The organism is Metallosphaera sp. D4-4 (assembly GCF_046245145.1).
Classification (GTDB): Archaea; Thermoproteota; Thermoprotei_A; order Sulfolobales; family Sulfolobaceae; genus Metallosphaera; species Metallosphaera sedula.
In genome coordinates this window covers 18,984-39,932 of record NZ_CP176412.1, presented here as the reverse complement: position 1 = coordinate 39,932, position 20,949 = coordinate 18,984, and the positions used below count along the sequence as shown (strand labels likewise).

22 protein-coding genes and 5 tRNA genes are annotated in these 20,949 nt (G+C 43.2%); 13 read left to right on the top strand and 14 right to left on the bottom strand.

Annotated elements, in window-relative coordinates:
• Nucleotides 1-20 precede the first annotated feature (20 nt).
• Nucleotides 21-2,282, top strand: a complete 2,262-nt coding sequence (locus tag ACI49J_RS00255) for a CDC48 family AAA ATPase (RefSeq protein ID WP_048060201.1) — start codon at nt 21-23, stop codon at nt 2,280-2,282.
• A complete protein-coding gene (locus ACI49J_RS00250) occupies nt 2,279-3,520 on the top strand; it encodes a 2,3-bisphosphoglycerate-independent phosphoglycerate mutase (RefSeq protein WP_240253529.1) in 1,242 nt (413 codons plus the stop codon). The genes ACI49J_RS00255 and ACI49J_RS00250 overlap by 4 nt, the downstream gene beginning before the upstream one ends.
• A 49-nt stretch (nt 3,521-3,569) precedes the next feature.
• Here the strand turns inward: ACI49J_RS00250 and ACI49J_RS00245 are convergent, their stop codons facing one another.
• From ACI49J_RS00245 to ACI49J_RS00220, 6 genes are read right to left on the bottom strand one after another with little or no spacing between them, the layout of a single operon-like run.
• Nucleotides 3,570-4,091 carry a GTP-dependent dephospho-CoA kinase family protein gene (locus ACI49J_RS00245; protein ID WP_012022164.1) on the bottom strand — a complete coding sequence of 174 codons (522 nt, stop codon included), beginning with the start codon at nt 4,089-4,091 and terminating at the stop codon, nt 3,570-3,572.
• On the bottom strand, nt 4,064-4,261 hold the full coding sequence (gene spt4 / locus ACI49J_RS00240) for a transcription elongation factor subunit Spt4 (RefSeq protein WP_012022165.1): 198 nt from the start codon (nt 4,259-4,261) through the stop codon (nt 4,064-4,066). The genes ACI49J_RS00245 and spt4 overlap by 28 nt, the downstream gene beginning before the upstream one ends.
• Nucleotide 4,262: 1 nt before the next feature.
• Entirely contained in the window at nt 4,263-4,793 is a 531-nt protein-coding gene (locus tag ACI49J_RS00235) for a DNA-directed RNA polymerase (protein ID WP_012022166.1), read from the bottom strand.
• 12 nt (nt 4,794-4,805) lie between these two features.
• A complete protein-coding gene (locus ACI49J_RS00230) occupies nt 4,806-5,201 on the bottom strand; it encodes a PIN domain-containing protein (RefSeq protein ID WP_240253528.1) in 396 nt (131 codons plus the stop codon).
• A gap of 5 nt (nt 5,202-5,206) precedes the next feature.
• Nucleotides 5,207-6,454, bottom strand: a complete 1,248-nt coding sequence (locus tag ACI49J_RS00225) for a translation initiation factor IF-2 subunit gamma (protein WP_240253523.1) — start codon at nt 6,452-6,454, stop codon at nt 5,207-5,209.
• Nucleotides 6,455-6,458: 4 nt separating this feature from the next.
• Complete coding sequence (locus ACI49J_RS00220) at nt 6,459-7,097, bottom strand: 30S ribosomal protein S6e (protein WP_012022169.1); 639 nt, start codon at nt 7,095-7,097, stop codon at nt 6,459-6,461.
• Nucleotides 7,098-7,165: 68 nt separating this feature from the next.
• Here ACI49J_RS00220 and ACI49J_RS00215 point away from each other — a divergent pair, with 68 nt between their 5' ends.
• Both ACI49J_RS00215 and rnhA read left to right on the top strand, forming a co-directional pair.
• Nucleotides 7,166-7,558, top strand: a complete 393-nt coding sequence (locus ACI49J_RS00215) for a CbiX/SirB N-terminal domain-containing protein (protein WP_048060379.1) — start codon at nt 7,166-7,168, stop codon at nt 7,556-7,558.
• A complete protein-coding gene (gene rnhA / locus ACI49J_RS00210) occupies nt 7,536-7,982 on the top strand; it encodes a ribonuclease HI (protein ID WP_012022171.1) in 447 nt (148 codons plus the stop codon). Before ACI49J_RS00215 ends, rnhA begins: the two co-directional genes overlap by 23 nt.
• A gap of 5 nt (nt 7,983-7,987) precedes the next feature.
• Here the strand turns inward: rnhA and ACI49J_RS00205 are convergent, their stop codons facing one another.
• From ACI49J_RS00205 to pcn, 4 genes are read right to left on the bottom strand one after another with little or no spacing between them, the layout of a single operon-like run.
• Nucleotides 7,988-8,446 carry a 30S ribosomal protein S15 gene (locus ACI49J_RS00205; protein WP_012022172.1) on the bottom strand — a complete coding sequence of 153 codons (459 nt, stop codon included), beginning with the start codon at nt 8,444-8,446 and terminating at the stop codon, nt 7,988-7,990.
• Nucleotides 8,447-8,463: 17 nt separating this feature from the next.
• On the bottom strand, nt 8,464-9,459 hold the full coding sequence (locus ACI49J_RS00200) for a methionine synthase (RefSeq protein WP_240253521.1): 996 nt from the start codon (nt 9,457-9,459) through the stop codon (nt 8,464-8,466).
• Nucleotides 9,456-10,418, bottom strand: coding sequence for a hypothetical protein (locus tag ACI49J_RS00195; RefSeq protein WP_240253519.1), 963 nt, complete (start codon nt 10,416-10,418; stop codon nt 9,456-9,458). Before ACI49J_RS00195 ends, ACI49J_RS00200 begins: the two co-directional genes overlap by 4 nt.
• Complete coding sequence (gene pcn, locus ACI49J_RS00190; protein WP_012022175.1) at nt 10,415-11,152, bottom strand: proliferating cell nuclear antigen (pcna); 738 nt, start codon at nt 11,150-11,152, stop codon at nt 10,415-10,417. The genes ACI49J_RS00195 and pcn overlap by 4 nt, the downstream gene beginning before the upstream one ends.
• Nucleotides 11,153-11,299: 147 nt before the next feature.
• On the opposite strand from pcn, the gene ACI49J_RS00185 reads away from it, so the two are divergent.
• The 6 genes from ACI49J_RS00185 (at nt 11,300) to ACI49J_RS00160 (ending at nt 13,110) form a co-directional block, all read left to right on the top strand.
• A tRNA-Tyr gene (locus ACI49J_RS00185) sits at nt 11,300-11,388 on the top strand.
• A 104-nt stretch (nt 11,389-11,492) separates the two neighbouring features.
• The gene (locus ACI49J_RS00180) at nt 11,493-11,720 is read left to right on the top strand and encodes an LSM domain-containing protein (RefSeq protein ID WP_012022176.1); all 228 of its coding nucleotides are present in this window, start codon (nt 11,493-11,495) and stop codon (nt 11,718-11,720) included.
• A 9-nt stretch (nt 11,721-11,729) separates the two neighbouring features.
• Entirely contained in the window at nt 11,730-11,915 is a 186-nt protein-coding gene (locus ACI49J_RS00175) for a 50S ribosomal protein L37e (RefSeq protein WP_012022177.1), read from the top strand.
• The gene (gene speE / locus ACI49J_RS00170) at nt 11,915-12,826 is read left to right on the top strand and encodes a polyamine aminopropyltransferase (protein WP_240253514.1); all 912 of its coding nucleotides are present in this window, start codon (nt 11,915-11,917) and stop codon (nt 12,824-12,826) included. Before ACI49J_RS00175 ends, speE begins: the two co-directional genes overlap by 1 nt.
• Before the next feature lie 30 nt (nt 12,827-12,856).
• Nucleotides 12,857-12,965, top strand: a tRNA-Ser gene (locus ACI49J_RS00165).
• 45 nt (nt 12,966-13,010) lie between these two features.
• Nucleotides 13,011-13,110 (top strand) — tRNA-Leu (locus ACI49J_RS00160).
• 77 nt (nt 13,111-13,187) lie between these two features.
• Here the strand turns inward: ACI49J_RS00160 and ACI49J_RS00155 are convergent.
• Nucleotides 13,188-13,262 (bottom strand) — tRNA-Val (locus tag ACI49J_RS00155).
• A gap of 76 nt (nt 13,263-13,338) precedes the next feature.
• Nucleotides 13,339-15,267: a beta-CASP ribonuclease aCPSF1 gene (locus tag ACI49J_RS00150; protein WP_240253513.1), complete on the bottom strand. Its 1,929-nt coding sequence runs from the start codon at nt 15,265-15,267 to the stop codon at nt 13,339-13,341.
• Between the two features lie 73 nt (nt 15,268-15,340).
• On the opposite strand from ACI49J_RS00150, the gene ACI49J_RS00145 reads away from it, so the two are divergent.
• Entirely contained in the window at nt 15,341-16,396 is a 1,056-nt protein-coding gene (locus ACI49J_RS00145; RefSeq protein WP_012022180.1) for an NAD(P)-dependent glycerol-1-phosphate dehydrogenase, read from the top strand.
• Here the strand turns inward: ACI49J_RS00145 and ACI49J_RS00140 are convergent.
• Complete coding sequence (locus ACI49J_RS00140) at nt 16,386-17,084, bottom strand: FKBP-type peptidyl-prolyl cis-trans isomerase (RefSeq protein ID WP_240253511.1); 699 nt, start codon at nt 17,082-17,084, stop codon at nt 16,386-16,388. The two genes, ACI49J_RS00145 and ACI49J_RS00140, sit on opposite strands and share 11 nt — an antisense overlap.
• Before the next feature lie 180 nt (nt 17,085-17,264).
• Nucleotides 17,265-17,338, bottom strand: a tRNA-Ile gene (locus ACI49J_RS00135).
• Between the two features lie 242 nt (nt 17,339-17,580).
• Here ACI49J_RS00135 and ahcY point away from each other — a divergent pair.
• Both ahcY and ACI49J_RS00125 read left to right on the top strand, forming a co-directional pair.
• Complete coding sequence (gene ahcY / locus ACI49J_RS00130; RefSeq protein ID WP_240253509.1) at nt 17,581-18,831, top strand: adenosylhomocysteinase; 1,251 nt, start codon at nt 17,581-17,583, stop codon at nt 18,829-18,831.
• Nucleotides 18,832-19,126: 295 nt separating this feature from the next.
• Nucleotides 19,127-20,929 (top strand): ribosome biogenesis/translation initiation ATPase RLI, encoded by a 1,803-nt coding sequence (locus ACI49J_RS00125; protein ID WP_240253507.1) that lies wholly within the window; start codon nt 19,127-19,129, stop codon nt 20,927-20,929.
• Nucleotides 20,930-20,949 lie beyond the last annotated feature (20 nt).

The following is a 20,949-nucleotide window of genomic DNA, read 5'->3' as shown; positions in this document are numbered from 1 at the left end:
TGGTTATACTAGATTCAGATATGTCGTCGAATCTGAGATTGAGAATATTGGAGGCGAGACAGAAGGACGTGGGTCGTAAGATAGCGCGAATGACGGAGCATACTATGAGAAGACTAGGAATTGAAACAGGGGACTACATTGAGCTTACAGGGCCTAGTGGCACCGCCCTGTTGCAGGCGATGCCGGCTTATGATATAAGCGACGGTGAAATAAGAGTAGACGGTTACGTTAGAAAGACCATAGGAGTTTCCATTGGAGACGAAGTGACAGTAAAGAAGGCTAAGGTGGATCCAGCCACAAAAGTTACTCTTGCTCCAACACAGCCTATTCGGTTTGATCAGACATTTGTAGATTATGTAAAGGAATACTTAATGTATAAGCCCCTTATCAAGGGAGAGACAATCTCAATTCCCATCTACACCGGTACAATAGATCTAGTCGTATCCAACACACAACCCAGCAACTACGTCTTCGTCACCAATAGCACAGAGATTACGATAAAGGAGGAACCAGTTAGGGAAGCCCAGGTGTATCCGAGAGTAACATGGGAGGACATTGGAGACCTAGACGAGGTTAAGGAGAAGTTAAGGGAGATGATAGAGCTTCCTATGAAACACCCAGAGTTATTTCAACACCTAGGCATAGAACCACCTAAGGGTGTGCTACTTTATGGACCTCCTGGAGTTGGGAAAACCTTACTTGCTAGAGCCTTGGCCAACGAGATAGGCGCTTACTTTGTCACTATTAACGGACCGGAAATAATGAGTAAATTCTATGGTGAAAGTGAGCAGAGACTTAGGGAGATCTTTGATGACGCCGACAAAAATGCACCTTCAATAATCTTCATCGACGAAATAGACGCAATTGCCCCAAAGAGAGAAGAGGTTACTGGAGAAGTTGAGAAAAGGGTGGTCTCACAATTACTGACGCTCATGGACGGAATAAAGGGACGCGGGAGAATTGTGGTCATAGGGGCTACAAATAGGCCAGACGCTGTGGATCAAGCTCTTAGAAGACCTGGCAGATTTGATAGGGAAATAGAGATTAGGCCCCCAGACACTAAGGCTAGAAAGGAAATACTTCAGGTTCACACCAGGAATATGCCCTTAGCTGATGACGTAAACTTGGACGTAATTGCAGAGATGACCAACGGTTACACGGGAGCGGATATAGCAGCGTTAGCCAAGGAGGCTGCCATGCATGCCCTGAGGAGATTCATCAACACGGGAGACAGAAAGAAACTACTGGAACAAGAAAGGCTGTCCCCTGAAGTTCTTAAGGAACTCAAAGTCACCATGGACGACTTCATGAATGCCATGAAATTTGTTCAGCCCACCTTACTTAGGGAAGTATATGTGGAAGTACCAAGGGTTAGATGGTCAGAGATTGGTGGGTTAGAGAACGTAAAACAGCAATTACGAGAAGCAATAGAGTGGCCCATGAGATTTCCAGAGGTTTTCAATAAAGCTGGGATAAGGCCACCCAAGGGTGTACTCCTGTTTGGCCCCCCTGGAACTGGAAAAACCATGCTTGCCAAGGCTGTTGCAACGGAGAGTGGTGCAAACTTCATCGCAGTGAGAGGACCAGAGGTTTTATCCAAGTGGGTTGGGGAGAGCGAGAAGGCCATTAGGGAGATCTTCAAGAGGGCCAGACAGACTGCACCCACTGTGGTGTTCTTTGACGAGATTGATTCAATAGCACCCATGAGAGGAATGGGACACGATAGCGGTGTTACCGAGAGAATGGTTAATCAATTGCTCTCTGAAATGGATGGAATAGTGCCCCTGAGTAAGGTAGTGGTGATTGCGGCAACCAATAGACCCGATATAATAGATCCTGCATTGCTTAGACCTGGAAGATTTGATAGGCTAATTTACGTTCCTCCACCAGACAAGCAGGCTAGATTAGAGATCCTGAAGGTACACACTAAATCCGTGCCCCTTAGTCCAGATGTTAATCTCGAGGCCCTAGCTGAGAAAACCGAGGGCTACACTGGGGCTGATCTAGAGGCGCTTGTTAGAGAGGCTACAATGATATCTTTAAGGGAGATTTACTCTAAGTGCAACACCTCCGCGGAGAAGGAATGCAAGAATGCTAAGGGAGATGGAGCTACCGAGTGCTACAATAGAGTAATTAAATCCTGCATTGATTCCAATGCTCCCAATGTAACCTCAGCTCATTTTGAGGAGGCCATGAAAGTTGTGACGCCCAGCTTGACTAAGGCCCAGATTGAGAGATATGAAAGAATGGCTAAGGAACTGAAGAGGAGTGCCCTAGGATGAAAAAGTATAAGATTCTCCTTGTCATAGGTGATGGGCTAGGTGATAGACAAGTAGCGTCACTAAACGGGAGAACACCTCTAGAGAATGCCGACAAACCCACGATTGCATCCCTTCTTCGATCTTCCTTGGTCGGATTGATGGACCCCATAGGCCCGGGCATAGTGCCTGGTAGTGATACCTCTCATTTGGCTATTTTTGGATTGGATCCAAAAAAATACTATAAGGGAAGAGGTAGTTTTGAGGCTCTCGGCGCAGGAGCTATTCTAACCGAAGGAGATATCGCCTTCAGAGGGAACTTTGCCACCGTAGATTCAAACTTAGTAGTTATAGACAGGAGAGCTGGAAGAAAAATTGAAGAAGCAGAGGATCTGGTTAAGGAACTAAATGATAAGATCCAGGAAATTGACGGGGTCAAGGTTAGATTCTATCATGGGACTGAGCATAGGGTCTCAGTGGTGTTGTCGGGGGACAACCTAAGCGACAGGGTGTCGGACACCGATCCTCACGAGGTAGGTAAGCGGATACTAACTAGCGAACCTACTGATGATGCCCCTAGTTCAAAAAGGACTGCAAATATAGTGAACACACTCACGAGGAGAATCTACGAAGTTCTTTCCAGTTCACAACTAAACGATAAAAGGGTTAAAGAAGGGTTACCCCCAGCTAACATAGTTCTGTTGAGAGGTGCATCGATTCACACCGAACTACCGAAACTCAAGGATTATACTGGTCTAAGCGGAGCTGCCGTGTCAGCAACTGCACTAATCAAGGGAGTGTGCAAGTCTCTAGGGATGGAAGTGGTGACACCACCAGGTGCCACTGGTGGAATAGACACGGACTACATGGCGAAAGCCGAAGCTGCAGCCAAATTACTAGAGGATCATGACCTAGTGTTTCTTCATATCAAAGCCACCGATGCTGCCTCTCATGATGGTAAGGTATCTGAGAAAGTTAAGGCAATAGAAATGATTGATAGATCCATAGGAAGAGTTTTGGATAGATATGGTTCTGAACTTGTAGTTCTTTTCACAGGAGATCATGCTACGCCAGTGGAACTGAGGGAACATTCAGGTGACCCTGTACCACTGATGCTCTATGTTCCAACAAACATCATCCCGGATAACGTGGGGGACTTCAACGAAAGGCAGGCTAGAAAAGGTTCACTCAAGATCACTGGATTAAATATAATAGATTTGCTTTTGAACTACTCTAACAGGGCTACTAAATACGGAGCATGATTGATGAAGCTCGAAAGGTCGGATAGGTGAAGAACTCGCGCAGGTCTGATTAGCAGAGCTCTGCCGTGAACTTGGAAAAGATGTCCATTACCCTCCATCTTGAGCCTTCCCAATTTTCTAGACAAACCGCCCCAGCATTTGGTTGCCCATAAACAACTAGGTCTCCATTTTTTCCATATAATATGATGGGTATTACCATCATGTCATCCTCACCGTTAACGAAGAGGGATCTAGGCTCTCTCCCATACATTATCTCCTTTATCTTGGACATGGCGCTAAATCTAAGAATCCCTGCTTCATTGGTAATTACCTCGCTTGATCTCTCTCCGGAAATTGATACGTTTCTCCTCGTCTTTCCATCTACAACTGAAAGGAAAGGTCTTATCCCTGATCTAGTCACTAGGCTTGTTACAACATCTCCCACTGTAATTATCCTTTCGAATTGACCTAGATAGGATAGTAACTTCGCGTTATTTGAGAAAAGAATACCATAAGGTCTAGATAGTTCTGCCCTAACAGTTCTAGGAGGTCTGAAACACAGATCTACTTTACGTTTATAGCGTACCTCCAAGGTTTAGACTCACCTATTGTCTCTGCAAGCTCCGATTTCTCGCTCAGGAGTATAACCATGCCCTCCCACTCATCACTAAACGTTGTGCCGTTGCATATGGGACATTGCTGGACCTCTTTGCTAACCAATGCCTTGCACGACCTACAAGCCTTGAGGGTCTTGGCCGACATCTCAGTTCCTCCTCTCCACCTTTCCTAGACCCATCTGTCTCATGGTCAATCCAATCCTTGGTAGCCTATTGCTAGCAGTGGAGGAAATGGTCATTATTCTAGCCCTAACCATATCCCCCTTTTGAAAAGTCTTTTTTGATTTCTCTCCAATTAAAATTCCCCTAACAGAATCAAATTTGTAATTATCATCCCCGATTTGAGATACATGCACGAGACCGTCCATGGGACCCATGTTTACATATATCCCGTAATTATCTACTTGAGTAATGTCGCCCTCTATAACTTCCTGAATCATGGGCGAGAAAGTCAGGAGCTCAAATTCCACCTCATGATAAGTTGCCCCGTCACCGAATATAATCATCCCCTCCTCATTTACGTCAGCCCTAATAACAGACAGAACTAGACCTAAATCTTTAAATAACCTTTCCTTATATTCATTATTAAGTATCTCAATGGCTGTTTTGTTTAAGGGTTCGCCAAAGAGTTCGGGTGGTATTCTAACAACTCCTCTGGCCTTTACAACTTTAAACATAAAGAATCGGGGCTAAATAGTGCGAAAGGATTTTATAATTTTACCCTGTCTTCCCATGAAAATTATTTCAACGTTATGTTCTAAAGCCTTCCTTCTTAGCTCCTCATCGTTGGTGAAAAGGATAAGTCCTAGATCTCTCGCTGTAGCAATGAGAGCCTCGTCCGTTGGGAGATTAGAGTGAATATCCACTAATTTCCACCAACTCCTATAGACCTCTAGATACTGCCTTGCTAATGATATCCTTGATTCCATCTTCGTGGAATTTTTATATTTCCTACTTAGTATATCTAGCTCCTGTAAGACAAGTTTATGAATATAGAATATGGGTTTATATTCAAAATACTCTATTATCCTGTTAAACGGATCCACTTTATCATATACATACATGAGAATATTAGTGTCGACCAAAATTCCTACAGAACCACCTGTCCCCATCCTACCAATCTCCATCTTCCACCAATTTGCCTGCTAATTACTAGCCTAGCCTTCTTATCCCATATTGCAAGAGGTCTCTTGAGCTCCATCTCTATCTCGTCTGATTTTGCTCTAGTGACAACACCTAGACTAGTAGCAGAGCCTAAAGTGATGAGAAGCGTCTCCTTCGGTCTGATAGGATCCACCTTGGTCATTTCCTTACTTCCAACCACTCTCTCCAGAAGGTTATAGGTAGTGGTAATTTTCCAGAGAACTGGAATGTCCACGTTAGCCCCGGTCACGATGCTACCTATGAGACTATCAGCCTTAGTTATCGAAGGGTCCAGATAGGTACCCATGGCCACCAGTCCTCCAGGTCTTGCCTCTCGAAACTCCAAGTCCCCGAAACGCAAAGATGAAACGCGGGTATAGAGGGGCTTATACGTGATTTTTCCCTTCTCTTCTAACCTAATTCCTGGAAGGACCTTAATCTCCTGGTCTACCTTAAACATTCCCTGTATTATACTCCCTCCCACTACGCCTCCCTTCAACTCAGTGGAGGGAGTACCAGGCTTATTCACGTCAAAGCTCCTTATGACTAACATGATGGGGTCCAGACTCATATCTCTTTTAGGTGTGGGAATCCTTCTTTCCAGTGCCTCTATCAGAGCGTCAATATTTATTTTATGGAGTGCACTAACTGGTATTATCTCTGCCTCACTGGCCCACGTATCTTTTATGAACTCTTTTATCTGGTTAAATTGGGCTAGGGCTGCATCCTTAGATACTACATCTACCTTATTTTGCACAATTATCAGCTTATTTATTCCAGCTATTCCCAAGGCCACAAAATGCTCCCTAGTTTGAGGCTGAGGAAATGGCTCATTGGCTGCTACAACTAGGATAGCACCATCAAGTATGGCAGTTCCTGAGAGCATAGTCGCCATTAATACCTCATGCCCTGGAGCATCAACAAACGAAACTCTTCTCAAGAATTCAGGTTCCTCGTCGCTTCCGCAGGAATTACACGATGGCTCATTTACGTACCCATCGGGCTTTCTACAGGATTTGCATAGACCAAAGGATGCCTCAGCATATCCTAGCCTAATGGTCATACCTCTCTTTAGTTCTTCGGAATGTTTAGATGTCCAAACTCCAGTGAGAGCTTGAACTAGAGTAGTTTTACCATGATCCACGTGTCCAACAACGCCTATGTTGACTTCTGGCTGTACAACTGGCCAGGGCAAAAAATCACCTTACAATTACACAGTTAATCTGAACATTTTCTGCACTGATAACGTTTCCTCTCACTATCTTCCTTCTTCTCTCCCCATCTTCTGTTGGTATGAATCCTGGTGGACCAGCCAAAAGTATCCTTCGTTTAGCTGCCCCCTGAACATCGGGTCTCATAGGGAAACCAGTATTATCTGATCCCCCCGTTATTGCGAGATTAAGGGCTATTCCTCCTACTGACAGCGTGAAATTGTCGCCTATTTTGGATCCGACCAGATTCACCTGTCCTTGATCCACATTTAACTGGAAAGACTTAGTCCTGTATGCTACTGCTTCAAACTCTTCTGCCCCAAATTTCTCCGTAAGTCCTTTACTAGCATGAATCTCGCCTTCTGGAACTTCAGCTGATTCCCTAGCAATGAAATGAACTTTTACCTTAACCTTCTTGTCCCCTTCCTGTTTTTGTATTTCAACTGTAATGAATTGATCTGCCCCTAACTTCTCTTTGGTCTTCGGATTGACAAGACATACTGGTAAAGTGCGTCCTTCTTTTTCCCCTTCTTCCGATTGTACATTATCAACTAGCTTGACCTTCACCTTAGCTGGAACGACCTTCTTTGATGCAGGATCAGATATAACAATCTTGAAGTCAGCCAATTCGTCTTTCCCCTTTTCACAAAGGTATAATGACACGAGTATATAAACTCAGGGTTATGGTTATAGATATGAAAATAGGAATTCTGCTTGTGCTTCATGGAAGTAGAGTAAATGAGTGGAAAGAGGTGGCAATAAATTACAAGGACCTTCTCAAGAACTATTTTGAATTAGTAGAGTTTGGATTTATAGAATTTAATCAACCTACTCTCAGAGAGGCCGTTGAAGCCTTAGTTAAAATGGGAGCTACGGAAATAGTAGCGGTTCCACTTTTATTCGCAGCTGGAGCCCATTTCTATAGGGACATTCCCAGACTAATTGGCATCGACGAAAACGGAAACGTGACGGTGAATGAGAAAAGCGTGAAAGTAATAATTGCTAGGCCCATAGGCATTGATAAAAGGGTTGCTGAAGTACTAAAGGAAAGGGTAGAACAGGCTCTTGAAAGCCCTTGGCAGATTTGACGGTTTATGCGAACCAAAAAATCCAGGTGGAATAGCCACATTCGGCTATGTCATCTACATTAACGGGAACGTAATAGAGGGAATGGGACTAGCCTCTGAACCTTGGAGCGTGAACTCCACTAATAACGTTGCTGAGTACACCGGTTTGATATGCTTGTTAAAAAAGATGCTGACGCTAGGTGTCACAGAGGCTAGGGTAGAAGGGGATAGTCAATTAGTGATAAGGCAACTCAAAGGGGAATACTCTGTGAAATCAAAGAGAATTATCCCCCTCTACGAGAAGGCTAAGGAGCTTCTTGCAAAATTCTCGTCAGTTGAGATTGAGTGGATACCCAGAGAAGAAAACAAGGAGGCAGATAGAATCACTAGGATAGCTTTCAAAAAGGTGTTAAACGGGGAATTAAAGAAAATAGGATGTGATTAGCCAAGTTAAGAAGACGCGCTTACCAATAGCTCTGCCTTCGCTGGATCGTACGTCCAGTCCTGAGGTAACTTCTCTACCCTCTTGTAGTATCTAGATAGCCTCCTTATCTTGGATTCTATCTCTTCAAGGCCTTTCTTAGCTGTCTTATCCCCAGGGTACTCGTTAAGATGTCTCCTCACATTAACAGCCCTTCTGATTAGGTTAAAGAGGTCTTCAGGTATCTGGGAAGCCAGTCCCTTATCCTTTAGGAACTGATTAACCTTCTTACCAATAATGGGTTTTGCTAGGGGTATTCCGTATTGATCCCTTAATACTATCCCTATCATGGATGGAGTATATCCTTTTTTCGCTAACTCCTCTATGAGCATCTCCACTTCTTCCCTTGAGAATCTAACCCACTTTGGCGATCCAGTCCTTACAGGCCTAGTTGAGTGAGAACTGCCGTTGGCTCTTCTCTTGTTCAAACGTAATCACCACTTGCTTATTTTCCTACTATACCGCTCTTTTTAAGTTCTTCCCTAACCATCTGAACTCCTTTCACCATTGACACCATCTTAGAGAAGGCTATATTTCTTGGAAGTAACTTTAACCCACAATCTGGATTTATCCATATCTTTTCTAGCGGGAAGTACTCCATAAGTCTCTTGATATCCTTATAGACTTCCTCTGGGGATTCTACGTTTCTGCTATGAACGTCTATAACGCCCGCACCTATTTCTTTTTCATACCCGTGTTCCTTAAACAATTTGAGAGGCTTATAGTTATATATCTTTAATGCGAAATTTATTTGATCTACCTTGAAGTCATTTAGATATGGTGCGACTATTTTGTAATCACCGTAGCATATATGCAACATGAGTTTCGCATTAATTCCCTTCACTGATTCATTTACAGCCTCAACTGCCCATTCAACCTCCTCAGCGCTAGAGTGTATAGCGGGTTCATCTACCTGAATCACGGGTGCGCCAGCCTCAACTAGGTTCCTTATTTCAGCGTTTATCGCCTTGGCAAGATCGAAGGCCATCTCCCTCCTGTCCTTATAATATTCATTGTAGGACCAGTAGGCCATGGTGTATGGACCAGTAATTGTCACCTTGAAGTAAGGAGTGTAAGTTATACTCTTAGTAAATTCAACTTCATCTACAAGCATTGGTGTATTATACTCTATCTTCGACACTACTGAGGGTTTCCTATAATAGGCTGTTCCCCATACCCTCACAGGTCCATAAAATCTAAAACCGTTCAGTCTTTCTGCGAAGAATTCTACCATCTCATCCCTTTTTACTTCTCCATCTGTGGGAACATCAATCCCAGCAACTTGGTGATCTCTCATGACGGTAATAGCTGCGTCGTTAAACGCTTCCTGTAGATCCTCTCGCGATAGCCTTCCGTTCTTTGCCAAGGTTATGGCTTCCCTTAACCATTTGGGCCTAGGATAGCTACCTATAACTGTTGTTGGAAGAGGTGGAAGATTCATGACTTATCACCCAACTTCTTGAGAAGTTTTAACTTTCTTACGGCAATTATCTCAGGTATAAAATCCATTGGTGCTGCATTTCCCACAATTATCTGTGAAGCTCCTTTCTGATAACCCTTGTTAACTATCCTCCTGATGGTTGACAATCTCTCTAGTTTCGTATTCCTCGTGTTAAGTACTCCAAAGAATACCCTTTTCTTGGCGATCCTAGCGTAGACCTGAGCCAGTAGGTTTATGTTCTCTATTACATCCAATCCGTGAACGTCTACTGGAAGCTTAAAGAACATATCTAGTTTCGAGGGGTTTATGGCAAAATATGTAATAAGATGTTTTTCTTGACTCACGCCCTTTACCATCTCTGAATATGCGTCCACAAGCCTAGATATCATTGAGGTCTTGATTCCCTTCTCAAAGAAAGATGGCTCGTGAATTTCTATGGCAAGTTCACTTGGAATGACCTTCATTACTGAGTTGACTTCCTTTGCGTAGGCAAAGACCAGTTCTTCATCGTCATAATGTCTGTTATCGCTGAGGAGAGTATACGTTAGGGGACCCACGAGTACAGCCTTCAGCTTACCTGTATATCCTACCTTCTTTGCTATCTCCATATCCTCCTGGAGAGACTTCAGATACTCATCCGGTTGAGCTTTAATATCGCCTTTAATCACCGGTTTTCTATAATAGAAATTATTATCATAAAAACGCATTAACTCGCCCTTTGTTGGACCGGAGATGTAAGAAAATGTTATATCCATCAAGTCGTCCCATCTCAAGAGCCCGTCAGTAGTATAACTAGCGCCCACATCCTTAACTAAAGACATGAAACTTGTTGTCCTCTTAATGATCTCCTTATCTAAAACCTCCTTACTTATCTTGCCTGATCTATATCTAGAAAAAACTTTTCCAAGTGATATTGCCCTAGGATAACTTCCAACTATACTTATTGTGAACTTTATCACCCCACATTGGGAGCTAGCAGGTACACTACACTACCGCCATTATCCATATTAAATTCTAACTGTAGTGGTTTCTGTTCCGAGAAAAGGAGGTTAAGGAAACCTGAGAGTCTAGTTAGAACTAGGACATCCTCAAGGTAATCTGATGGATAGCTTGAGACTGAGGGTTTCTTCACCTCTATTTCCTGCAATCCCCCCATCTCCTTCGAAAACTCCACCTCTATCTCGGTGGACTCCTTAGATCTTAGCTTGATTTCCATCTCCGTAGCATCTATTTCTACCGAATCGCTTACTGTCGCTATTTCCGAAACGGCCTTCTTGAAGCCTCCAGATGTTATCTTAGCCTTTACATCAAAATCTAGCTTTAACTCGGGTAACTCCTGAATGGGTACTTCTATATTTCTGATAGTGAATTCCCTAGGAGGTTCTCCTAGCATTCTGATAACTATCTCTGACTCTTCCCTAGACTCCATCTCTATCTTTTCCTTTCTCTTAGCACTAGCCATGACCTTTAGCATGTACTGGGTATTGAAACCAAATCTGAATTGATCCTCAACATCGAATTCCTCAAAGGCTTCCTTGGGAAAATGTAATTTGATTAGTGAAATGTGAGCCCTATCCACAGCAACTACGTCTAGCCCAGAGGAGGTGAACGTAAAGGTAACCTCGTCAATTAGCTTAGAGAGTGCCTCTATGACGGTCTTAAAGTCCATCGCGTTCGCATAGGCTATTCTCATGATCTCATTATGAAGTTCTAATTCCCCGCTTTAAGTTATACCTCTCGGGGCCTCTAAGGAAAAACGATACGGCTTTGTCCGGTATTTCAACTCCTAGATAACGACATAGCGGAAAACTTTTATGGGCAAAGGAGAAGTGATTCATGTCCCACCGTAGCTCAGCCCGGTTCAGAGCGCCCGGCTGTAGATAAAGGGCAGTTACCGGGTGGTCCGGGGTTCAAGTCCCCGCGGTGGGACTCTTTAGGTCATGTTTCTGTGTCGATGCGTGAATTTCACGTTGTAAAGAGCCACTCAATTTATAAACGAGACTGAGCCCTAGTCATAATAGGTGTTTCACTTCATGGCAGAAACTGCGCACAAACTACTCGCAGAGTCTGTTGGTAGTCTAGTGCTAGTTAAATTAAAGGGAAATAAGGAAGTGAGAGGGCTTCTTAAGAGTTATGATCAACACATGAACTTGGTTTTGTCGGATTCTGAAGAAATCCAAAGCGATGGCGAAGGGAAGAAGATGGGAACCATAGTAATAAGAGGGGATAATGTAATTCTCATCTCTCCGATTCAACAATAGGTGAGATGAATGAAGGGAACTCCGTCCTTTGGAAAAATGAATAAAGGAGGTAGCCATATTAGATGCAGACGATGTGGTAGAAATTCATATAACCCTACTAAGCATAAGTGCGCTGCATGTGGTTTTGGAAAATCAAAAAGAATTACAAGATATAGTTGGAAAACCAAAAAGGTAAATGGGGTAAGGTTAAAGTAATGGAATTCGGTTGGAGCTGGCATATAGAGTGGCAATCCTCCTATGAATTTCATGGTCATCACATAGACCAAGTATTGGAAGATGTTACTACCCAGTTTCAAAGGGTAATGGTTGCTAAGTTAACTAGGTTTGGGAAGTCGCTTATTATAGATGGGAAAGTTCAATCCACCGTATCTGACGAGTATATATATCACGAAACTCTAGTCCATCCCCTTCTTCTCTCCCTAGACAAACCTAAGAGTGTGCTAATACTAGGTGGAGGCGAAGGGGCCACATTACGTGAGGTGCTCAAGCATGAGTCTGTGAATAGGGCAGTCATGGTGGATATAGACCAGACAGTCATAGACTTCGCGAGGAAACACCTTACTGAGTGGCATACCGGATCCTTTGATGATCCTAGGACTACGCTGGTTATTGATGATGCTCTGAGATATGTGGAAAAAACACAGGAAAAGTTTGATGCTATTGTTCTAGATCTTACGGATCCTATAATGGGTAACTCATCGTATAAATTATACACGAAAGAGTTTTATGAAAAACTTTCCAGACTGGTTGGTGATGACGGAGGTATCGTAACCCAAGCCACTTCGCCATCCTTTAGTCTGGACACGTTCTCTGTAATATATAACACACTTAGATCTATATTCAGGAAGGTTTCAGCATCGATAACCTACGTTCCATCATTCGATGGACTCTGGGGATTCGTTTATGCATCCAATAAGGTTACGCCAAGCCAACTGTCTCCTGAGAGTATAAACTCACTGATAGCGCAGAGAATAAGGGGAAAACTAAGGTACTACGATGGGGAAACCCACTCGATGCTGTTTAGCATTCCCAAGAACATAAGGGAAAAGTTATCTTCAGAGAAAAGGATATCGACGGAGTCTAACCCAGTTACTGTCCCTGCTTGATTTTTTAAGTAAAAACTCTTATCTAATTATGCCGGGGTGCCCGAGCGGACCAAGGGGGTAGGCTCGAGACCTTTCCAGCGTTAAAGCGTGCGACCTACTGTCTCTCCGAGACACGCGGGTTCAAATCCCGCCCCCGGCGCATTAACCGTGATTTTTTAAATCAGACATGAGGTTAGATAAATGTGCGGGGGTGCCCGAGCTAGGTCAAAGGGGGTAGGCTCAGGACCATTAGGTGAGACCCCTACTGGAGTAGTCCTGCGCGGGTTCAAATCCCGCCCCCCGCATGATATATACGATTTCAATCTCTGCTAAGCTTTATAGAAAGCTAAATTCTTCGTGGCATCATTTGAACAAGGAGGTATGGGCCCGCTGGGATTTGAACCCAGGACCTCCGCTGTGTCAGAGCGGCATCCTAACCAGGCTAGACGACGGGCCCTCAAGTTCTAACTCCTTGCATGCTTAAAAAATTTAGGCTCTGGCCTTCAAATCTTTCAAGGCTTTCCTTCTAGGATCTAGGAAGTCTTGTCCAGCCTGATGCTATCAAGAATTGCTGGGGAATAGATATTCGCTGATCTCAAGCCAAGTCTCTCCCTTTCTCTAAAGTTTTCTATGTGTTTCTTGAATTCTCTAATAGCTGAAGCCTCTCCATGATTTAATATAATATTCCTGGGTTTGGGCGTTAAATCCTCTAGGAATTTCAGTAGTTGTCTCCTGTCTGAATGTCCTGAAAATCCGTCTATGGGTGTAGTCTCTAGATTGACCTTTATGTTATCCACTCTTCCGTCCCTTCCTATAATCTGTATCTCCCTCGCCCCATCTCTAACCTTTCTACCCAGGGTTCCCTCAGCTTGATAACTAACGAAAATTAAACTGTTCTTTGGATCGGGAGCTAACTGTTTAAAGAACTCAACTGCCGGTCCACCGTTCAACATACCGGAAGTTGCAAGAATTATACTGGGCTCACCCTCTGCGATATCCTCCCTGTATCCTTCTATTCTCTTGAAGAACTCAGAAGTGAACGGGTTCTCATCCCTGAACAAGATTGAATCTCTCACTTCTTTGCCTAGCCACTCAGGATATGCGGTGTGTATTGCTGTAACCTCGTCGAAGAGCCCTGTAACATAAACTGGAACTTCTGGTATGAGTTTTCTCTTCATTGCGTCATTTATCACCAGCATGATTTCCTGTCCTCTCCCCACAGCTAACACAGGTATGAGAACCTTGCCACCCCTATTTAGGGTCTTGTTTATTACATCAATCAACTGCTTTTCCGATTCATCCCTATTGGTCTGCAACTGTGCACCATAGGTGGTCTCCATTATTAGGGTATCCACCCTAGGGAACTCGGAAACGGCTCTGTCCAACAATCTCGTTCTAGCATATTTGAAATCTCCAGTGTAGACAAGGTTGTGTACACCATCTCCTATGTGAAGATGAGCCATTGCTGAACCGATGATATGCCCTGCATTATAGAAGGTGAGCCTTATATCCGGAGCTATATCCGTAACTTCCTCGTAATCTAGGGTAATGGTATGGAGTAACTCCTTTCTAACTTCCTTAGCGGAATATGGCAGAGGTCTTCCTTCCTTATCTGCCACGTCAAGTAGATCCAACTGCATTAAGGCCATTATGTCTCTAGTGGGCTGAGTTGTGTACACCGGACCGTCATATCCGTACTTGAAAAGAAATGGGATCATTCCGCTGTGATCCAGGTGGGCATGGGTCAATACCACAGCGTCCAGGTCCTCCAATCTCAACTGGTCAATATCCAGCTTTGGAAACATCCTTTCTCCAAAGTTCACGCTCGGATTCACTCCCACGTCCATCAACACCCTGCTTTCAGGGGTCTCCACCAGAACTGCTGATCTCCCAACCTCTTGGAAGGCTCCCAGGGCAGTTACCCTCACGTATCTGTCCTTAAATAGTATCTCCCTGTGTATCCTCTCTCCAAAGGTCTTGAGCATCTTCGCCCTATACTCAGTTTCGTTATATATGTGGGTGAGAACTCCCTCTACGGTTCTGGACTTGATGGGTGGTTCTCTTATGATTACAGGCCTCCAGTAAGTATCCATGAAAATCTTCTGTTGGATTAGACCTCTTTTACCTATTACCAGTCCAGGCTTCTTTGCCTTTATGAGAACCTCTCCTAGTTCATCATCAAACTTTATATCAGAAATTTGAGCTTCTGCTGGAACAAAATTCTTTATTATTTCTATTGTCTCCTTTTTATCCTTTCTGACACTGTTATCAGCTTTGATTACAATCCTTTTCTTTATTTCCTTTACTATCTTCTTTATTAGGTCCATTTTATCGCTAAGAACTGACGGATTCTTAACATACACTGCGATTTCTGGACCCTCGAACTCAATTCTTGTGATTTGAGCCTCCTTTGGAATTCCATTGTATATGGACGATATTATACCTAACCTAAAATTGGACACTTATCTCACCAAAAACAAAGAAATCTAACAGGCATAGGTAACTCTTTATTATATTTAAATCTTCTTTCATAGTATGGAGATTCATGAGCATATCATTGAGCTCCCAAAGAAGGTCTACGTAGGCAACGGAATCCTGTCGAAACTCAGGGACTATCTCTTTCAGCTTAACGTGTTAGAACCAGTCCTAGTCGTTACTGGACCCAATGTAAGGAAAATTGTAATTGATGAGGTTGCAAAAGGGCTGAACGAAATAGGTAAAATAGAATTTATTGAGGTATTGGATTCCTCTATCGACGAGGTCAACAGAGTAGAGGAAAAGGCTAAGCAACTCAACCCTAAGTTTGTCCTGGGCATTGGAGGTGGGAAGACCATAGATGTAGCGAAGTATGTGGCGTATAAACTAAACGTAAATTTCATCAGTATTCCCACAGCCCCTTCCCATGATGGGATAACCTCTCCCTTTGCATCAATAAAGGGGCTTGGAAAGCCTGTCTCAGTTAAGGCAAAAATGCCCTATGCAATCATTGCTGACATAAATGTTCTCAGTTCTGCACCTAGGAGGCTCATAAACTCTGGAATTGGAGATACTATTGGAAAGCTGGTTGCTGTTAGGGATTGGAAGCTCGCATCAAAGTTGACGGGAGAATATTACGGAGATTACACTGCGTCATTGGCTCTGCTCTCGGCCAAGCACGCACTAAGTTGTACCAGAATAATACATAGGGATTTGAAGTATAGCGTTAGCCTGCTAACTGAGGCCCTCATAAGTAGCGGAGTCGCAATGGGTATGGCCGGAAGCACTAGGCCGGCTAGCGGATCTGAACATCTGTTTGCGCATGCTGTAGATCTACTTCAACCAAATGCTGCCTTACACGGCGAGCTTGTCGGAATGGGTTCCATTATAATGGCATATATTCATGGAATAAATTGGAGAGAAATAAGGAATGCCCTAGACAGGATTGGAGCGCCGACAACTGCTAAGCAGCTGGGAATTCCCAACGACGTAATCATAAAGGCTCTTACCATAGCTCACACAATAAGGCCTGAAAGATATACGATACTAGGTGATAGGGGATTAACTTGGGCATCTGCTGAAAAAGTAGCAAGAGACACCGGAGTTATTGAGTGAGAAAAGCCTTAGTATAGGACTCCTGATATACCACCACAACATCGTCTAGAACGTACTTGATGATGTCTCTGGCCAGAAGTAGTTTTCTGGTTTGCAGGTCCTCTAGTAGAAATATCTTTTCGGGTATGGTGATCTTCAATGTCTTCTGATCTTCAGACAGTTCAGCCGAGGGTAGCTCTACACCCGAAAACCATCTATTGATCAATGCCTGTATCTTTTCCTTAACATCGGTCACCTGTTTCACTACTTTTACCTTGTACACTAGGGTCTTTCCAGCAAGGGGATGATTGAGATCTATGTAAACTCTACCTCCACTCACGCTCTTTATTGTCCCGACTGAACCATCAGAAAATCTTACAGGCATGCCTGGGTAAGGAGTTATTCCTTGCTTTCTAACCTCCCCTAGAGGCATAACCTTAACCTTGGAAGGGTCTCTCTGGCCGTAGGCATTCTCGGGTGGTATTTCTATTTCTTTCTCTTCATTTAGCTCAAAATTGTATAAGCTATCCTCAAGACCTTTAATTAACCTATGTTCTCCTAAGATGACCAGCTGAGGTTCATATTTCTTGCCTTCGCTGTATATGTTAGCTTTTTTTGCCTCTTCCTCTATTGTAGTATCTACGAGCTCTCCTGTATTTTTAACTTTTCCCGTGTAATCTATGTAAATAAAGTCCTTCTCTTTGAACATGATAACCAATGCTCATAAGGCAGTGAAATTTTAAAATTAGTTCCCGCATCAATATCTCGGAATAATATCGTTATATTAAATATCATTTGAGAGAGTTAAAAATATGGAGGTTAGGTTATGATCTTTGACGTAACGCCTTTGGAAAGACTATGATGATAAAATTCAGATTTTGCTATTTCGTGGGCCCGGAGGGATTTGAACCCTCGACCACGCGGTTATGAGCCGCGCGCTCTACCTAGCTGAGCTACGGGCCCACTTCACCCTAATAGGGCATTTTGACTTTTAAGGCTTACGACCGGGTAAATCGCGGACATGCATTGCTTTCTAAGCCTTTACTTTGCGTCCTATAGATAAGTAGTAATTGAAGTAAAAATCCATTTTTCCTCATCAAGGAAGAGTCAAAATTAGCTTGGAAAGGTAGTTCTGGTAATTATTAGTCAGCTCTTTCGAAGAAGAAATGGCATACAAATTTATACCATACTGTATCGTTGATCTCATGAATTATCGTATTAAGGATATATCCCTTGCGGATCAGGGTCAAGCCCAACTAGAGTGGGCAGAACTGCATATGCCAGCTCTCATGAGCATACAAAGGGAATTAGAGAGAACGAAACCGCTAAAAGGAGTAAGAATTGCAGCAGTATTACATGTTACCAAGGAAACTGGAGTTCTAATGAAGACCCTTAAACTTGCTGGTGCAGAGGTATCCCTAGCAGCTAGCAATCCCCTGTCCACTCAAGATGACATAGCTGCTGCGCTGGTGAAAAAATATGACATCAACGTGTTTGCATGGAAAGGAGAAAACGAGCAGGACTACTATGACAACATAAGGTCAATTGTGGAGAGTAAACCGCAAATAGTAATGGATGATGGTGGAGATCTACATGCTTACTTACACGAGAATAACCTTTACAGTAACGTGATAGGTGGCACCGAGGAGACGACTACTGGCGTGGTTAGGCTAAAGGCCATGGAAGAGGATGGCGTTCTGAAGTATCCAGTTATTGCCGTAAATAACGCGTTCACCAAATATCTCTTTGACAATAGATTCGGTACTGGACAGAGCGCAATTGACGGAGTTCTTAGGGCAACTAACATTCTAATAGCCGGAAAGATATGCGTGGTTGCAGGCTACGGTTGGGTAGGTAGGGGAATAGCTTCTAGACTCAGGGGGCTTGGGGGTAGAGTAATAGTGGTAGAAGCTAACCCATTAAGGGCATTAGAGGCCGTGATGGAAGGATTCGAAGTGATGACCATGAAAGAGGCATCTAAGATAGGAGACTTATTTATCACGGCCACAGGTAATATTAGGGCAATATCTAAGGAGCACATCCTTAATATGAAGGACGGAGCGATCCTTGCCAATGCGGGTCATTTCAACGTGGAAATAGATGTCGATGGGCTAAGAAAGATGGCTAAGAGCAGGAGGATCATTAGGCCATATACCGAGGAAAATGTATTGCCCGATGGAAGGAGAATATACCTTCTAGCAGATGGAAGATTAGTGAATTTAGCTGCGGGTGAAGGGCATCCCAGCGAGGTTATGGACCTTAGTTTCTCGAACCAGGCTCTATCTGTACTTTACATCTACCAGAACAGAGGGTCCCTAATGCCAAAAGTCTATGATGTTCCCCAGGATATCGATGAGAGAGTAGCTAAATTAAAACTAGACTCGATGGGAATACAAGTGGAGCAACTAACAAAGGAACAGGTTGAATATTCTAAACAATGGAGATATGGTACCTAAACCTTTTTAACTATAAATGATTATTTCAATGTATTATTAATCTAGAATTAAGACCTTAATCAAAACATTAATCTTGATCGTCGCAATTAGTAGATACATGACATGGGAACTCTCCTGTCGAAAATTATAAGTACTATTCATATGAGGATTGATTGGTGCTTGCGTTGATGGAAGAGGAATGGGAAGACATAGAGGAAGAGGATTGGGAAGACATAGAGGAAGAGGAAGATTGGGAAGAGGATGAATGGTAAAGTAAAAGAGAGATAATTTTTGTTTTTTGCGGGAGGTGTGCTACTTGAGGGTTGCAGTCATTAATTATGACTCCTGTAAACCCGATAAATGCTCGATAGAATGTGTTAGGTTCTGTCCCATAAATAGGGCTGGGAGCAAGGCCATAGAGATAGATCAAAACAAGCTAGGTAAACCCGTTGTCTATGAGGAAACATGTATTGGATGTAACATCTGCGTGAAGAAGTGCCCCTTTGAGGCGATATCCATAGTAAATGTACCAGATAATTTTAGTAAAGAAATTATCCATAGATATGGAACTAATGGATTTGAACTCTTTGGCCTTCCCATTTTAAAGAGCGGCTATGTTATAGGCCTTTTGGGCAAAAATGGAGCAGGTAAAACTACCATATTGAAGATATTGAGCGGCGAGATAATACCTAATTTTGGGGAAGTTGAGAAACAACCTAGTATAGATACAGTCCTTCAAAAATTTAAGGGAAAAGAATTGTTTTCCTATTTTTATGATTTATATAACAAAAAATTAAGAGTAGTCCATAAAATTCAGTATGTGGAATATGCCTCCCGCTTGCTAAAGGGAGAGGTTTCTCAACTTCTGAGGAAGGTAGATGAGCGAGGTAAACTAGACGAGATAAGGGAGCTACTCTTCATGAATTCTATTTGGAATAAGGAAATTTCAACGCTTAGTGGAGGAGAGCTACAGAAAACGCTGATTGCGGCCGCCTTGGCCAGAGAGGCGAACGTTTATGCCATAGACGAGCCATCTTCCTATCTAGATGTCAGGGAAAGGATTAACGTAGCTAAGGGAATAAGGGAACTCACGAAGGGAAAATACGTAGTTACCGTAGATCATGATTTAATAGTCCTTGATTATATTGCAGATTTTGTCTCAATTATTTATGGTGAAAGTGGAGTGTATGGAAAAGTATCAAAAACATATTCTACCAGGGTTGGAATCAACAACTTCCTTAACGGATACCTCCCGGCTGAAAACATGAGAGTTATGGATCATAAGATACAATTTTATCTGAAGGATGTTACAGATTTGGACCTAGCTAAAAACTCCGCAGAGAAAGTGCGCTGGAGCAATATAACTAAAACCCTAGGAGATTTCTCACTTAACACAGAGCAAGGTTTCGCTAGAGAAGGTGAAGTCATAGGAATCGTGGGTCCCAACGGAATAGGTAAAACGACGTTTATCAGAATCCTGGTAGGGGAGATAGAACCAGATTCGGGCTCTATCGTGCCTACAGGACTTACCTTATCCTATAAGCCACAACGTATAGTTCCTGACTACGAAGGAACTGTGAGGGAATATCTAGAGTCGGTCAGTAAGGATATATTATCTACTTCCTCTTGGTTTTATACTGAGGTTACGCGAAGACTTCGACTTCATAAGCTCTTGGACTCCAACGTTAAGGATCTTAGCGGAGGAGAATTGCAGAAGCTCTACGTAGCGGGGGCTCTAGCCAAGGAAGCACATATATACTTGCTAGACGAGCCCTCCTCGTATCTTGACGTGGAAGAAAGGTACGTGGTAGCTAAGGCTATAAAGAGGATTACAAGGGAAAGAAAGAGCGTTTCGTTTGTTGTAGATCATGATCTCGCTATTCACGATTATATCGCCGACAGACTCATTGTTTTCACTGGAACTCCAGGTAAAAGTGGTCATGCCAGCGAACCCCTATCCTTGAGCAAGGGAATGAATACGTTCCTTAAGGAAATTGGGCTCACCTTCAGAAGAGATGCTGAGAGCGGAAGACCTAGAGCAAATAAGATAGGGAGTTACCTTGACAGGCTCCAAAGAGAAAGGAATGAGTATTATTCTACAGAAACTATCGCGGACTAACTGTTTAGATGAATTAGAAA

Bases quoted from the DNA above. Each gene is read 5' to 3' on its own strand.
- spt4 (WP_012022165.1), bottom strand. From the start codon at position 4,261: ATGTCGGCCAAGACCCTCAAGGCTTGTAGGTCGTGCAAGGCATTGGTT.
- ACI49J_RS00180 (WP_012022176.1), top strand. From the start codon at position 11,493: ATGGCAGAAACTGCGCACAAACTACTCGCAGAGTCTGTTGGTAGTCTA.
- ACI49J_RS00200 (WP_240253521.1), bottom strand. From the start codon at position 9,459: ATGAATCTTCCACCTCTTCCAACAACAGTTATAGGTAGCTATCCTAGG.
- ACI49J_RS00255 (WP_048060201.1), top strand. From the start codon at position 21: ATGTCGTCGAATCTGAGATTGAGAATATTGGAGGCGAGACAGAAGGAC.
- ACI49J_RS00215 (WP_048060379.1), top strand. From the start codon at position 7,166: ATGAAAATAGGAATTCTGCTTGTGCTTCATGGAAGTAGAGTAAATGAG.
- ACI49J_RS00235 (WP_012022166.1), bottom strand. From the start codon at position 4,793: ATGTTTAAAGTTGTAAAGGCCAGAGGAGTTGTTAGAATACCACCCGAA.
- pcn (WP_012022175.1), bottom strand. From the start codon at position 11,152: ATGAGAATAGCCTATGCGAACGCGATGGACTTTAAGACCGTCATAGAG.
- ACI49J_RS00140 (WP_240253511.1), bottom strand. From the start codon at position 17,084: ATGTTCAAAGAGAAGGACTTTATTTACATAGATTACACGGGAAAAGTT.
- ACI49J_RS00175 (WP_012022177.1), top strand. From the start codon at position 11,730: ATGAAGGGAACTCCGTCCTTTGGAAAAATGAATAAAGGAGGTAGCCAT.
- ACI49J_RS00145 (WP_012022180.1), top strand. From the start codon at position 15,341: ATGGAGATTCATGAGCATATCATTGAGCTCCCAAAGAAGGTCTACGTA.
- speE (WP_240253514.1), top strand. From the start codon at position 11,915: ATGGAATTCGGTTGGAGCTGGCATATAGAGTGGCAATCCTCCTATGAA.
- ACI49J_RS00250 (WP_240253529.1), top strand. From the start codon at position 2,279: ATGAAAAAGTATAAGATTCTCCTTGTCATAGGTGATGGGCTAGGTGAT.
- ahcY (WP_240253509.1), top strand. From the start codon at position 17,581: ATGAATTATCGTATTAAGGATATATCCCTTGCGGATCAGGGTCAAGCC.